We start from the raw sequence: 14,429 nt of genomic DNA on the forward strand, positions 1-14,429 counted from the left end.
TTCATCATTTATGTTTACTCAAAATATTCGTTATATCCTATGTATATCCTCTTTTATATCACATTTTTTTTATTTTTTTTAGAAACAGTCCATTTTGTTAGTAGATTTCTTCTGATAACGGCTATATTCTGAAATAATCTGACCCCAAATGCGAAAATACCTGCTAAATACAAGTCTACACCAAGATGGACTCCTAGAAAAGCTAAACTTATTGCCAGAATAATATTAAAGAAGAAACCGGAAACAAATACCAATTCATCGTAGACACCTTGTAAATGAGCTCTTATTCCGCCTACCAGTGTATCGAGTGCGGCAAGCACTGCGAGCGACAGATAATTTGAGTATTCACTTGGTATCGTAAAATTTGTCATCAGACCGATTGTAATTCCGAGCAACAGTCCAAGAACCGGCAGCCACATGACGACTCTCCTCCTTTTTTAATCTTTAAGCGGTTTCAGCTGCTGTACCTCAATCGCGCTGTCATAGGCCTTCACCTTTATGTTTTGCTCTGCTCGGCCTGTCTTCAATTCCAAATTTTCACCGGCAAATATGTCCTCAAGGGCAGACGCCTTCACCCTGCTGTACAGCTTGTCAGCATCGGCGCCGATCACCTTCACTGTCAGAGGGTAATGGTCAAGGCTGTATCCGTCAATTTTTGTTGTGCCGTTAATATCCCGAATCACGGTATTGTTGACGACTCTTCTGTCATTTATTGAAATATGTTCAGCACCAAAGGAATTCAGTTCATTGATCAGCTTTTTCAGCAAATCCGGCGGCGGATTTCCGGCCGGCTCACCTGTCAGGCTTTCAGAAAAAAGCGGATTGATGCTGATGGCAATTCCGCTACCTGTTATATCGGTTAATCCCGCTGTTTTTTTTAAGCTCTGAAGGGTATTATTCACCGCTGTTTTTTTTGACATTTCTTCCTGCTGGTCATACGTATTCAGCAGCTTATCATATTTGTTTATTTCCGCCAGAAGGCTTTCTTGTTTTTTCTGCTCCGCCGTAAGTTCTTCCCTGATTTCCCAAATGTCTCTTGTATCACGCACTTGGGGTTTTTTCAATGAATTAAACTGCACTGACAGCATTAAGCCGAATATCACCATCAGCACTGTAATACTTATGAAGGAGGGCTTTGTTTTCAAGCATATTCACCCGCTTTTTCGGTCACTCTTTGTTTTTCAGAAGTGCCTCCATTTGAATGTCCTTTTCTTTCTCGGCCGTTACAGAGATATGGTCCATGCCGAGCTGATCTATCAGCCCTCCGGCAATGTTTAATGCAGGAATCAGCACGTCAGGATCTCCAATCGCGGAAATGACAAATGGAGCCGGGTGCTGCACGCCGTCGACTGTCACGACCGGTCCGTTGCATTTGATATAAGAATCATGCGTCAGCCGCTGTCCATTGATCGAAACGGCTGACGCTCCTGAGATAAACAGTTCATTCATCACTTGGAAAATGTGGCTCTCATGAACGATGTAGCTGTTAACATTTTCCCCTTCAGGTATGTAAGAGGCATCTTCCAGCGTTACTTGGACGCCTTCCCCTTTCACGCCGACCTCACCAACGTACATTCTGTATTTTTCTACATCTTCCAGCACATTGTAGTATTCTGTTTTTTCTTTTTTAAGCTTATTCTCTGTCTGCCGGACCTTTGACTGCTTTTCATACAGCTCTTTTTTCAGTTCTTTATTTTGTTTCTCCTGTTTTAGCAGCTCGTCCCGCAAAGCGTATTCTTTTTTCCACTCTTCTGACTCAGCATTCGTACTCTTATTATCTTTTGTAAGCTGATATGAAAAAGAAATGAGAAAACCTACGATGAGCATGACGAGAGATATGATGACGGCTGATTTGCCTTTCAATTCTAATCTTCCTTTTTATCATCAGAGTTGTTTTTGCCAAATTCTTCAAAATAAGTAGCGACTTCTAAATGAATAATCCCTTTTTTATCGCCTTTCAGCTGAGAAATGATAGAAGGATAGGTTTTCATACGGTCTGCAAAGGTTTTAAGAGACGCTGTGACCACATATCCATCATTCATATACATCTTAATACGGTTATTATCCATTTTCGTAGGCGTATAGTAAATTTCAGAAATCGACTGTTTAAGAGATTCTGACAAAGCATCCAGCTGCTTAGCCATCTGAATTCTTTTTTTGGCATTCTTCCAGTTCACCAAAATAGGGCCGGCATCGTCCGGCGTCACTTCATTCGGCAGTACAGAGCCGTTTTCCAGCACTTCATAATATACATTGTCTTTTTGTAAATAAGCAATTGCTTTATATTCTTCGATAGAGATGTTGATTTTGTTGGGAAGAGATTTGCTAATTTGCGCTTTTTTAACTAATTTATTTTGCTGGATCTTTTTTTCTGTTTTTTTCTTGTCCAAACTCCAGAATTCAGTATCACCGTTTTTAATATCCGATAGCGAGAGAATCTCCTGTTTCGTTACATTTTCATTGCCGGAAATGGCGACTGATGAGATTTTGCTGATAGGCGTTTGCAAATACACAATAATAAGTGTCATGACAAAAAAAAGCAGAATAAACGAAATGAGGCGGCGATTTGCCTTCTGCTTTCGCTGCTCTTTTATTTTGGGAATCCGTTCTTCAATATTTACGATTTTTTCTCTTTCATGATCCGGTCTCATTGTCTGTTCACCTCATTCAAATGAAACAGCTGTTAAGTCTGTCTTATCCAAAACAAACGGCATACTATGATGCCGTTTGTCATTTGCTTAAAGTATATCACATGAACTGCTTGAGTCAGAGAATGAGTCAGCGATTTTCGCCGACGATTTCAACCTCTGTATGCATATCAATCTCGTATTGTTCACGTATGGTCTTCTTCACATAGTCAATAAGGTCAAGCACGTCTTTTGCAGATGCACCGCCGGCGTTGACAATGAAATTCCCGTGCATTTCCGATATTTTTGCTCCGCCGATTTGATACCCTTTTAGTCCCGCCTTTTCCACAAGGTTTCCGGCGTGGTTCGGAAGCGGATTTCTGAAGATGCTTCCGGCACAAGGACTTGAATACGGCTGCGTATTCTTTCTGTAGTCTTTATTGTTTTGCATTTGCTGCACGATGCCTTCACGATCCTTTTGCTCAAGCTGCAGAACTGCCTCGAGGCAAACGCCGGGACGTTTCTTTTGCAAAACAGAAGTCCTGTAGCTAAACTCCATCTCTTCTTTGGTCAGCCACTTAATTGTGCCATCCTCAAATAAAATATGGGCTTTCACAAGAATCTCGCTCATATCAGAACCGTGCGCTCCGGCATTCATATACACAGCTCCGCCGATTGACCCTGGAATGCCAGCCGCAAATTCCAGTCCTGACAAACCTTTTTTGCTCATTGATGTTGCAAGGCGGACAACTGAATAGCCCCCGCCGACAGTGACCTGATCCTCATCCAGTTCTAAATGGTCAAGACCTGCACCCAGTTTAATGACGACTCCTCTGATCCCTTCATCCAAAACGAGAAGGTTCGATCCTCTGCCGATGACCGTCCATTTGATGTCGTGCTTTTTAATAATGTCCATAATGTCTTTTACGGCTTCCACACGATTCGGGATGACCAAAATGTCGGCAGGTCCGCCTATTTTCATTGTTGTATGATTCGCGAGCGGTTCGTTTTCCAGAACTTTGCCGACTTCGCGGTCTTTTAATTCTTGTATCACTTTCTCCATCGTAAACCTCCGCATTTCCGTTTGCTCTTCTCTTATTTTTTTAGTTCTTCCAACACACTGTAAAGACGGGCAGCCGCATCCGGTACGCCGAGTGATTTCGTCCGCTCACTCATGTCCTTAAGGGTATCCTCATCCAATACAATCCGGTCAAGCGCATTGATCAGCTTATCACCGCTGAGTTCGGTTTCTTTCAGCACAATGGCTGCATCATGCTGACTGAGCGCTTGTGCGTTGACCTCTTGATGATTCGCCGTGACGTACGGGCTCGGGATGAGCACGCTCGGAATTCCGAGCGCCGTAATTTCGGCAATCGTCGTGGCTCCGGCTCTTGCCACAATCACATCAATCGACTTTAAGTATTCAGGCATTTGATGCAAAAATGGCTTTGTCACCATATTGCTTGCTGCGCCGCCCGCGCTTTGCAACTCGCCCATGACTTTCTCGAAATGGACTTCTCCCGTAATATACAGCACTTGGTATTCTCTCGTTTTCAGCGCTTCCTGCATCTCAACTACCGCGCGGTTAATCGCCGCGGCGCCTCTGCTTCCGCCGAAGATTAAAACGGTTTTTTTATCTTCTGTAAGCCCGAATTCAGCTAATGACCGGCCCGTCTTTATTGAGACGACTTCAGAAGCTCTCGGGTTTCCCGTAAATACAACTTTCTCACTTGGAAAATGCGATTTCGCTTCATCAAAACAAATCGCTACTTTATTAACATATTTAGAAAGAAACTTATTGGTGATGCCCGGCAGGCTGTTTTGCTCATGAATAATTGTCGGAATCCCCATTTTAGAAGCGGCATATACTACAGGTCCGCACACATAGCCGCCCGTCCCGATCACTGCATCGGGTTTAAAATCCGCTAAATACGATTTGCTTTTTTTAACACCTTTGAAGAAGCGCATAACGGTTTTCACATTTTCAAATGAAAGCTTCCGTTTAAAACCGGTAATTTCAATTGATTGAAACGGAATGTTTTCCCGCTCAACGATTTTTTTCTCAAGGCCGTTCTCCGTACCGATATATAAAAATTCCACATCAGGATGGCGTCGCTGCACCTCTTTAATAAAAGCAAGCGCAGGATAAATATGTCCTCCTGTGCCGCCTCCGCTAACTGCAATACGCATAAACCTCTTCCCCCTATTTCTCTATAACATAGCGATAACCCTGTTTTGTGGACAGGGTTATTGGCTTTTTGTTTTCTCACTCATAGCATGATTATATAATTATTTTTTGCGCTTGTTAAAGATTTGTATTAATATCTCGAATACCGGCTCACATTCAGCAGCACGCCTACAGCCATCAGCATCAAAGTCAAAGATGAGCCCCCATAGCTTAGAAATGGCAATGTGATGCCGGTTACCGGAATAAGACCGGTGACAACGCCAATATTGATCATGACTTGGATGGCGATCATGGAGATAATGCCGACAGCAACAAAGCTGCCGTACAAGTCGGGCGCCCCGAGTGCGATTCTGATTCCTCTCCACAAAAGCACGCTGAACAATAACAGAATGAGTGACCCACCGATAAAGCCCAGTTCTTCCGACAGTATCGCAAAGATAAAGTCTGTCTGCGGCTCCGGCAGGTAAAAGAATTTTTGCCTGCTTTGGCCGAGACCCATTCCAAACAATCCCCCAGGTCCGACAGCATATAGTGACTGAATGATTTGAAAGCCGCTGCCAAGCGGATCTTCCCACGGATTTAAATATGAGGTAATCCGCTTAATCCGGTACGGTGCCGACAGAACCAGCGCTGCAAATCCGCTGAGACCGATCAGCCCGAGAAAGACAAAGTGGGCGATGCGTGCTCCTGAGACAAAAATCATAACGATACAAGTCCCGACCATCACTGTCCCCGTTCCAAGGTCAGGCTGGCACATAATGATAAGAAATGCCGAAAAAACAATTCCAAGCGCCGGCACAAACCCGCGTCTGAACGATGTAATGTTTTTTTGTTTTTCTGACAGAAACTTCGCAAGAAACGCAATCATCGCAAGTTTCATAAACTCAGAAGGCTGAATACTGAACGCGCCGACGCCGATCCAGCTTCTGGATCCGTTCCGTTCCATGCCTATGCCTGGTATAAGCACAAGCAGCAGCAGAAAAAAACAGATAATCATTAACATTTTAGACCAAGTCCGCCATGTCCAATAATCAACATTCATAATAAAAAACATAGCGATAACTCCGATTCCGGCAAACAGCAGCTGCCGTTTCGCAAAGAAAAATGAATCGTCAAATTTATAATCCGCCCACACTGCACTCGCACTGTACACCATAATTAAACCTATTGTTAATAGCAATAACGTAATGATGACCAATAATAAATCAGGCGCTGTTTTTTTTGTTGTCAAAGCGATCGACACCCCAAGCATAAAGTCATTAGGGCTGCCGTATCCTGCCAGACAAGCCCTTACTTAAGCATATGCACGGCGTCTATAAACATGTCACCGCGTTCTTCAAATGTTTTGAACTGGTCCCAGCTTGCGCAAGCCGGTGACAACAGGATGACATCCCCTTCATTTGAGAGCGCAAACGCCGCCGATACTGCTTGTTCAACATTATCGACACGTTTGACATGTTGTATTCCCAGTTCAGCCCCGAGTTTTTCGAGTTTAGGAGCCGTCTGGCCGAAAGTAAGAATCGCTTTTACATTTTGCATATAAGGTTTTAGTTCGTCAAAACCGTTACCGCGGTCAAGCCCGCCGGCAAGGAGAAGAACCGGTTTTTCAAAGGCGGAAAGCGCCTTGCTGGTTGCTAATACGTTCGTTGCTTTGCTGTCGTTATAAAATTTACGGTCCTGAATCGTTGTCACGTATTGAAGGCGGTGCTTTACGCCTGTAAAGCTTGTAAGGACCTTTTTGATCGCTTCGTTAGACGCTCCCGCCGTTTTGACAACCGCAACGGCGGCCAAAATATTCTCAAGATTGTGCGCGCCGGGCAGTACGACATCTTCCAAAGAAAGAATGGCTTCGTTATCAAACAAGATCATTCCGTCTTTTACGCATGCGCCTCGCTCAAGCGGCTTTGTTGCTGAAAACGCAAGAGAGGCTGCTTTTCCTGCTTCCGCCAGACGTACAACAGTTTCATCATCTTGATTGACAACGGCCGTGTCTGATTCCAGCTGGTGCAAATATACGTTCTGCTTCGCTTTTTCATAGTTTTCTCTCGAATGGTGATAATCAAGATGGGCGTCAAATACGTTTAGAATAAGACTGATGTGCGGTCTGAACGCATGAGTCCCCATAAGCTGAAAAGAAGAAAGCTCCGTGACGATCCATTCATCTCCGTCAGCATGATAAGCGACCTCGCTTGCGACTGTCCCGATATTTCCAGCGATCAGCGCTTTTTGAGAATCAGCCTTCAGCATTTCATAAATAAGCGTTGTTGTAGTTGTTTTTCCGTTCGAACCTGTGATTCCGATAAATTTTGCATCCGTCACATAATAGGCAAGTTCTATTTCCGTCCAGACCGGAATACCTCTTTTTTCCGCTTCCTGCACCATGACATTTTCATATGGAATGCCCGGATTTTTAATCAGTACCGTAATGTGGTGCTGATCAAAAAGGGACGTCGGATGCTCGCCGCAAATCACGTCAATTCCTTTATTCGAAAGCTTCTGGGCGGGCTCGTTTTCTTCAAACGGCTTTTGATCGTTCACAACAACGTAAGCCCCTTTTTCATGAAGAATAGAAGCAGCCGCATATCCGCTTTTCGCCAGTCCGAGGACTAAAAAATGCTGATTCTGTAACACTTGTTCTTTTTCCACTTATAACCACACCTCGATGTAAATTCCTAAAACGGCAAGCAAAAGTCCCGCAGTCCAAAATGTGACAACAACTCTCCATTCAGACCACCCGACAAGCTCATAATGGTGGTGAAGCGGACTCATTTTAAAAATACGTTTTCCTGTCGTTTTGAAGCTGATGACCTGTAAAATAACCGATAATGTTTCAATGACGAATACGCCGCCGATAATAACGAGCAGAATTTCAAGCTTCGTTAAGATCGCAATAGTGACAATGGCCCCACCTAATGCAAGTGATCCTGTATCTCCCATAAACACTTTAGCAGGGTGCGCGTTAAATACGAGGAAGCCTAATACCGCTCCTACAACGGCAACCGAGAAAATCGCGACATCATATTGTGATTGGTTCCACGCTAAAATAGCGAAAGCTCCAAACGCAATGGCAGCTGTCCCTGACAACAGGCCGTCAAGACCGTCAGTCAGATTGACCGCATTTGATCCTCCCACAAGCATAAAGAGGACAAGGATAAAGTAAGCCCAGCCAAGGTCAAATGACAGATCAGTTCCCGGAAGGCGAATGTCTGTTGAGAAATTGCAGTAATGATAGACTGCATAAAACACAACGGCGATAATGATCTGCCCGATTAGCTTTTGTTTTGACGTTAAGCCAAGATTGCGTTTCATGACAACTTTAATATAGTCATCTAAGAATCCGAGCAGCCCGTAGCCGAGTGTAACAAACAGCAAAAGAAACATTTCAGGGCTGATCTCTGAGAATTTTTGTGTCATAACAATCGTTGTAACAATAATAGATAATATAATCATGACACCGCCCATCGTCGGCGTCCCTGATTTTTTTTGATGTGATTTCGGTCCTTCTTCCCTAATGCTCTGGCCGAATTTCAGTCTTCTTAAAAACGGGATAAGAATCGGAGAGAGCAGAACGCTGATTAAAAACCCCATGATAATTGTAAACAGAATAACTTGCTCAAGCATTGTTCTTGTCTCCTCCTGTTTCTTTCAAACGGCATACGTAGTTATCATATTCACGTTTTTTTTCCATATGTGAAAATCTTTTTAATTCCATCATTCATTAACATCTCTTTCCTATGAATTGATCTAATTTTTATTCAGTTCGACAATCGCTCTTGCTGCTACTTCGGCGTCATCAAAATCGAAGGTCTCTGCACCGATTTGCTGATAGGTTTCATGCCCTTTTCCCGCAATCAGTACGACATCGCCTTTTCTGGCATTGGCAATCGCAAAAAAGATCGCTTGCTCGCGGTTTGCGATGCTGTGATAGTATTCGTTCTCAACCCCCGCCTCCATATCTCTTAAAATCGCGAGCGGGTCTTCACTTCTCGGATTATCTGATGTAAAAATCGGTTCATCCGCAAGCTGAACAGCGATTTTTGCCATTTTCGGGCGTTTCGTTTTATCTCTGTCTCCTCCGCAGCCAACAACAACAAAGACCTTACCTTCTGTCATGTCTTTGCACGTCTTCAAAACGTTTTCAAGACTGTCAGGGGTATGGGCGTAATCAACAATGACAGGGAATTCCTGATTTTTATTGACTAATTCAAAACGTCCTCTTACGGCGTGCAATTCTTCGACAGCCTCAGCAACCGTTTCAAATGGGATACCGGCGGCAATACATGTCGCAACGGCAGCCAGCACATTGTACACGTTGAACTGTCCGACGAGTGAAATCGTGATGGGCTTTGTGCCTTTGTTTGTAACCAGTTCAAAGCTCGTGCCCTGTGCGGTTGTTTTGATGTGTTTTGCCATTACATCAGCGTCATTTTTAATTCCGTATGTAGAGATGTGTGCTGCAGTCACCTTTTCATAATACGCGCTTGCCTCATCGTCAGCATTCAGGATGGCCCGCTTCGGTTTTTCATGGTTAAACGCGCCGCCCAGCTGTGAAAACAGAAGGCTCTTTGCCTGCCTGTACTCATCCATCGTTTTATGATAGTCCAGATGATCCTGCGTTAAATTTGTGAATACCGCAATGTCGTAATCACAGCCGTGAACTCTTCCCATGGACAAAGCATGAGAGGATACTTCCATAATCGCAGTGTCCACATGCTTATCATTCATTTTTTTAAATGTCTTCTGCAGCGTGACACTTTCCGGTGTTGTGTTTTTCACAGGAAACGTTTCTTCGTCGATCTTGATATACATCGTTCCGATCAGACCTGTGCGTTTCCCCGCCTTTTTCAAAATTTCATCCACCATATGTGACGTAGATGTTTTTCCGTTTGTCCCGGTAATTCCAATCAGCTGAAGCTGTTTCGTCGGCTGGCCGTAAAACGCATCCGACAATACACTGAGCGCGCGCTGTGAGTTCCGGACAATGGTCACGGGAACGCTGACATCCAGTTCTCTTTCAGCCACAATGGCGGACGCTCCGTTTTCAACAGCCTTTTGCGCAAAATCATGCCCGTCCACCGTATAACCTTTTACACATACAAAAAGACTCCCTGTCTTTACTTCCCTGGAGTCCATCTCAATTGACGTTATGTCAGGGTCATGAAAGTCATTTACAGAAGGTTCGGTTGTTAAGTATGTAAGCAGCTTTGTTAGTTTCATCGTATCAAACCTCTCAAAATTCTATTCGTTCTTCTATCATGAAAGCCATGTTTATACTTTTAAACATACAGTTCATATTTTAGCGTAAAAAAAAGGATACATCCAGCTAATCTTGAAACTTATAAGCTTTTTTTCTTATCCAAACCAAAAGGCAGCCGGATTCAATCGGCTGCCTCGAATTTCACTCATTCTTCACTCAAATAAACACGAATCTTTGAGCCTTCTTTTACTTTCGTTCCGGCTGCCGGTGATTGTTTCACAATTTTGCTTCCTTTACCTGAGGAATCAATTTGCAAGTTGACAAGCAGCGATTCAAGATCCGAGACAGACATCCCTACAACATTCGGAACTTCTATTGATTTTGTGTCGGACCATTGATATTTTTTCTCAATTTGATTTTTTCTCGGCTTTACACCGATCTCAGGGAGACTGTCTCTCATGATATTCCCAACAATTGGGGCAGCGACGGTACCCCCGAACTGAATAGTGCCTTTCGGATTATCTACTGCAACATATACGACTAGACTCGGATCATCAGCAGGCGCAAAACCGATAAATGAAACGATGTGGTTGTTTTCAAGATACTTTCCGTCCTTTACCTTTTGCGCCGTTCCCGTCTTTCCTCCGACACGATAGCCTTCAACAAAAGCGTTGCGCCCGGTTCCTTCAGCTACTACGCTTTCTAACGCATATCTGATTTGTTTAGATGTCTCCTCAGAAATAACTTGTTTCTTTGCCACCGGCGATTGCTTTTTTACGGTTTTCTTTGTTACCGGATCTATCCATTCTTTCGCAATATAAGGGGTATAAAGCGTACCTCCGTTTACTGCGGCAGATACAGCCGCTACCTGCTGAATCGGCGTAACGGATACTCCCTGCCCGAAAGCTGTTGTAGCTTGTTCAACAGGACCTACTTTATCAAGAGGAAATAAAATCCCGGTTCCTTCTCCTTGCAAATCAATCCCGGTTTTTTGGCCGAAGCCGAAGCTCTTGATATATTTAAACAGCTTTTCCTTTCCAAGCCGCTCGCCTAGCTCAACAAAACCTGGGTTGCAGGAATTTTGGACAACCTCAAGAAAGGTCTGCAGGCCGTGACCGCCTTTTTTCCAGCACCTGAGACGGGCTCCGTCAACCTCTGTGTAGCCTTTATCATAATATTGATCTCTTTTTAAGTTGACCTTTTGCTCTTCAAGAGCGGCAGCGAGCGTTATGATTTTAAAGGTCGAACCCGGCTCATACGTGCTCCATACCGGCAAATTGCGGTTATACACTGACGAATCAACCGATTGATAGTCAGCCGGATCGAAATCAGGCCGGCTTGACATCGCAAGGATTTCACCGTTTTTCGGATTCATGGCAACAGCGATCATACCGTCGGGATTGTATTTCGCCTCCGCATTATCAAGCTCTCTTTCCATAATGGTCTGAACCTTTGAATCCACCGTCAGCTTCATGTCCAACCCGTCTTTTGGCGGGGTATAGTCGTCTGCTTCATCAGGCATTTTTTTCCCTTTAGCATCGGTATAAAACTTTACTGAGCCCTTTTCCCCTTTTAGATCATCATCATAATAAGCTTCAAGGCCGAGCAGCCCCTGGTTATCTATGCCCGCAAAGCCGAGCACATGAGATAAAAAGCTTCCGAACGGATAATGCCTGATGCTGTCTTCCGCCACGTAAACGCCTTTTAAATCAAGCGCTTTGATTTCTTTTGCCTTTTTATTCGAAATTTTCCGGCCTTCAGGGGTGATTTTTTCAATTGAGGCTTTCTTTGTCAAATGCTTGTATACTTTTTCTTCGGACATATTTAAGACTGCCGCCAGCTGTTTGCTTGTGCTGACCGGATTTTGAACTTGGCGCGGCACGACAAACACGGTCGGCGCGCTTTTATTCGTGGCCAGCTTTACGCCGTTTCGGTCTAAAATCTCTCCCCGCTCCGGCTCAAACGGAAGATTTCGGCTCCAGGAATCCTTTGCCAGCGAGGTCAGCTTGTCGCCCAGAACGAACTGAACATAGCCGAGCCTTGTATCAATGATCAGAAACACGATCACTCCAAAAAGCAAAACAAATAATAAACGTTTTCTAACCGTTACATTCGAGACGCGCAAGAGACCGTTCACTCCTTATTTAGGCTTGTTTCATTTTATGCCTTAGCTTGGACAGGTAGAACGGCGCTCTCACAAAGAAGGGATAAAAAAAAGAAAGCCTGCAACAGCGGATGATGCCGTTAGCAAGCTTTCTTTCTCAGTTATTCTGGATTTTCAAATTTCACCTTAATGACGGTATTTTCTTTTATTCCTTTGTTCTTTTTCACACTTTGGCTTACGGCGTATCCCTGCCCGTTCACCTCAATATGAACACCGGAAGCCTTGCCGAATTGAAGAACCTCTCTTCTCGACCAGCCCGACATATCAGGCATTTTCATCTTTCCGTCTGTTTTCAAAAAGACCTTCTGATTTGTCAGGACTTCCTCGCCCGCTTTCGGGTACTGCTCTTTCACCGCAACATCGCTGCCGATGACCACCGGTGTGAGATTCTCACTTTTTGCTTTCTGCTGAGCGGTCGTCACTCTTTGATCAGTCAAATCAGGCATGGTTTGAGCCTTTGTTTTTTCCTGTTCTGAATCAGATGTTTCAGTCGGTTCAATATTCAAGTAGTGCAGACTGTTCTTCATCGTCGGATTAAAAATTTCGGATACCGGATTGGAACCAGTTTCGTCATTTTCTAATTGCGGCTGCTGCACCGCAACATAGATAAGCAGTTCAGGGTCATCTTTTGGCGCCATCCCCATTACGGAGAAAATGTAATTATCACGCCCTGATAAATAACCGTTTTGACCGGCAATCTGCGCTGTGCCTGTTTTTACCGCTACATCAAAGCCTTCAATTTGATAAGGTTTTCCAGTCCCGATATCAGATGAAACGACCTCACCTAATATATTGCGGACCTTTTTAGCCGTATTCGCTGAAATTGGAGTTCCTGCTGATTCAGGCTTATTTTGATAAACGGTTTTCTTCGTGTCAGGATCAACGATATGGTCGATAACGTAAGGCTTCATCATTTTACCGTCATTGGCGATCGCTGTTGCAGCCTCCAGCTGCTGAATCGGCGTGACGGCAGAAGCTTGTCCATATGCAGTTGACGCTTTGTCAAATTCATATTTGAAGTTAATTTTACTCGATGCTTCTCCTGGCAAGTCAATGCCTGTTTTTTGATAGAAATTGAACTTATGGAGATATTCATTCAGCCGTGAATAACCTAACTTTTCATTGGCCAGTTTCGCAAAAGCAACATTAGATGACCTTAATACGCCATCATGGTATGTTGTTTTCCCCCAGCCTACACCATAGTTATGGTCTCTTACAGGTTCTCCCCCTACTTCATACGTTCCAGATTTATACTTTTCATTTGCATTAAACACATTTTCCTGCATAGCAGCTGCAAGCGTAAAAATCTTCATCGTAGAGCCGGGCTCAAACGAATATGAAATTAAGTCATTGTAATAATTCGTCACATCCCGGGTATTCGGGTCAAAGCTCGGCCGCTGTCCCATCGCAAGCACTTTGCCCGTTTTCGGGTCAACGGCTGCCGCCATGATTTTCTTCGGGTTATATTTTTTCGCCACTTTTGTCATACTGTCTTCTAAAAAGGTTTGAATTTTCTGATCAATGGTTAAATATACATTGTCACCATTTTTTGGCGCAGTGATATTCTCTTTGCTATTTGGGAGTTTCCAGCCGGATTTGTCACTTTCGTAAGTCACATATCCGTCTTGCTCCTTTAAGTACTTGTTCAGCACCTTTTCAAGCCCCATTGCACCTTGAATTTCGCTTGTTCTTTCATTGACCTCGGCATACCCGATTAAATTGGATGCAAATACGCCGTTTGGATAGTAGCGTTTCGTGTCACGCAAAAATGAAATTCCCGGAAGCTTGAGCTTTTCGATTTTTTCTTTTTGGGAAAATGATATATCCCGGCCCGCAGATCCGAATTCGACTTGTTTCACATCCTTATTTAAAATATCAAGAATGTCACCCTTGTCCATGTCAATGGCTTTCGAAAGTTCCTCCGCTGTTTTTTCTTTATTAGTGACGTGCTGCGGATGTTTAATGTCAGTTGTCATTTTCTTATCAAGGACAGCAACCAATTTATATGTGGCTGTATCTTCAGCGATGACTTTGCCGTTTCGGTCTAATATAGAGCCGCGGCTTGCTTCAATGGTCCGTTTCTTTTCATGCTGCTCGGTCGCTTTTGTCGCCAGTACTTCTCCGTTCGCTTTTCCTGTTATTTGTAAATATGCCATTCTCCCTAAAATAACAAAGAAAAAGAGAGCGAAACAAATACTGAGTATCGCTGCTCCTCTGTTCATAAATTTATTCTTTTTTGGCATTTCAATCATT

The 14,429-nt window shown here is 43.8% G+C and carries 12 protein-coding genes; all 12 read right to left on the reverse strand.

The genetic code is table 11. The features are described 5' to 3' along the window. Positions 1–53 precede the first annotated feature (53 nt). The 12 genes from GXP75_RS01730 to pbpB all read right to left on the reverse strand — a co-directional run bounded on the left by GXP75_RS01730 (position 54) and on the right by pbpB (position 14,419). Positions 54–419, reverse strand: coding sequence for a small basic family protein (locus GXP75_RS01730; protein ID WP_003329046.1), 366 nt, complete (start codon positions 417–419; stop codon positions 54–56). An 18-nt stretch (positions 420–437) separates the two neighbouring features. Then, positions 438–1,145, reverse strand: coding sequence for a DUF881 domain-containing protein (locus GXP75_RS01735; RefSeq protein WP_242556016.1), 708 nt, complete (start codon positions 1,143–1,145; stop codon positions 438–440). A gap of 22 nt (positions 1,146–1,167) precedes the next feature. Beyond that, positions 1,168–1,863: a DUF881 domain-containing protein gene (locus GXP75_RS01740; protein ID WP_061571500.1), complete on the reverse strand. Its 696-nt coding sequence runs from the start codon at positions 1,861–1,863 to the stop codon at positions 1,168–1,170. A gap of 2 nt (positions 1,864–1,865) precedes the next feature. Then, positions 1,866–2,651, reverse strand: coding sequence for a cell division protein FtsQ/DivIB (locus GXP75_RS01745; protein ID WP_061571499.1), 786 nt, complete (start codon positions 2,649–2,651; stop codon positions 1,866–1,868). 127 nt (positions 2,652–2,778) lie between these two features. Next, complete coding sequence (gene murB, locus GXP75_RS01750; RefSeq protein WP_061571498.1) at positions 2,779–3,690, reverse strand: UDP-N-acetylmuramate dehydrogenase; 912 nt, start codon at positions 3,688–3,690, stop codon at positions 2,779–2,781. 32 nt (positions 3,691–3,722) lie between these two features. After that, positions 3,723–4,817: an undecaprenyldiphospho-muramoylpentapeptide beta-N-acetylglucosaminyltransferase gene (gene murG / locus GXP75_RS01755; protein WP_242556017.1), complete on the reverse strand. Its 1,095-nt coding sequence runs from the start codon at positions 4,815–4,817 to the stop codon at positions 3,723–3,725. A 128-nt stretch (positions 4,818–4,945) separates the two neighbouring features. Next, complete coding sequence (gene spoVE, locus GXP75_RS01760; protein ID WP_003329052.1) at positions 4,946–6,046, reverse strand: stage V sporulation protein E; 1,101 nt, start codon at positions 6,044–6,046, stop codon at positions 4,946–4,948. Positions 6,047–6,105: 59 nt separating this feature from the next. Next, on the reverse strand, positions 6,106–7,461 hold the full coding sequence (gene murD, locus GXP75_RS01765) for a UDP-N-acetylmuramoyl-L-alanine--D-glutamate ligase (protein WP_088117118.1): 1,356 nt from the start codon (positions 7,459–7,461) through the stop codon (positions 6,106–6,108). Next, on the reverse strand, positions 7,462–8,436 hold the full coding sequence (gene mraY / locus GXP75_RS01770; protein ID WP_003329057.1) for a phospho-N-acetylmuramoyl-pentapeptide-transferase: 975 nt from the start codon (positions 8,434–8,436) through the stop codon (positions 7,462–7,464). A gap of 123 nt (positions 8,437–8,559) precedes the next feature. Beyond that, positions 8,560–10,032 carry a UDP-N-acetylmuramoyl-L-alanyl-D-glutamate--2,6-diaminopimelate ligase gene (locus GXP75_RS01775; RefSeq protein ID WP_242556018.1) on the reverse strand — a complete coding sequence of 491 codons (1,473 nt, stop codon included), beginning with the start codon at positions 10,030–10,032 and terminating at the stop codon, positions 8,560–8,562. Between the two features lie 185 nt (positions 10,033–10,217). Further along, positions 10,218–12,137 carry a stage V sporulation protein D gene (locus GXP75_RS01780; RefSeq protein WP_061571493.1) on the reverse strand — a complete coding sequence of 640 codons (1,920 nt, stop codon included), beginning with the start codon at positions 12,135–12,137 and terminating at the stop codon, positions 10,218–10,220. A gap of 140 nt (positions 12,138–12,277) precedes the next feature. Beyond that, entirely contained in the window at positions 12,278–14,419 is a 2,142-nt protein-coding gene (gene pbpB / locus GXP75_RS01785; RefSeq protein ID WP_483861619.1) for a penicillin-binding protein 2B, read from the reverse strand. Positions 14,420–14,429: the final 10 nt, after the last annotated feature.

This window comes from Bacillus sp. HU-1818 (assembly GCF_022695965.1).
GTDB lineage: Bacteria > Bacillota > Bacilli > Bacillales > Bacillaceae > Bacillus > Bacillus atrophaeus.